This window comes from Snodgrassella sp. M0110 (assembly GCF_016101465.1).
Taxonomy (GTDB): Bacteria; Pseudomonadota; Gammaproteobacteria; order Burkholderiales; family Neisseriaceae; genus Snodgrassella; species Snodgrassella alvi.
Genome location: NZ_JACFQM010000029.1, coordinates 1 through 547, shown reverse-complemented (window position 1 = coordinate 547; position 547 = coordinate 1). Strand labels below are relative to the sequence as shown.

Below are 547 nucleotides of genomic sequence, written 5' to 3'. Positions count from 1 at the left end.
GCTTCAGCTACGACATAATGGGCAACCTGCTGGGCGAAACCACTGCACAGGGTGTTCTGCAGCATCAGTATGACAAACTGGGCAATCGCATCGCCACCACCCTGCCAGACGGACGTACCATCAACAAACTGTATTATGGTTCCGGCCATCTGCACCAGATTAACCTGGACGGCCAGATTATCAGCGACATCGAGCGCGACCTGCTGCACCGGGAAACCCTGCGCAGCCAGGGCAGAATGAATACCAGTTTTCAATACGACCGCACCAGCCGCCTGACCGAAAAACAGACCAAACGACCGGGAGCGGGTATCCTGCCGGATATCATATTAGACCGCAGCTACAGCTACGACAATCTGGACCGGCTGGTAAGCAAAAAACACAACCGACAGGGACAAAGTGATTACCGCTACGACGTGACCGGCCGCATCGAAAGCTGCCGCAACGAAGCGTACTGGGAAACATTGCAATACGATGCTGCGGCCAACCTGCTGGACAGAAGACGCGGTGAAGAAGAAAGCAATCAGAACCTGATCCGCTTTAATCAGCT

At 54.3% G+C, this 547-nt stretch carries 1 pseudogene; it reads left to right on the top strand.

The features are described from left to right. Positions 1-547 (top strand): annotated as a pseudogene (locus H3T84_RS11965) (RHS repeat protein); the annotation flags it as partial.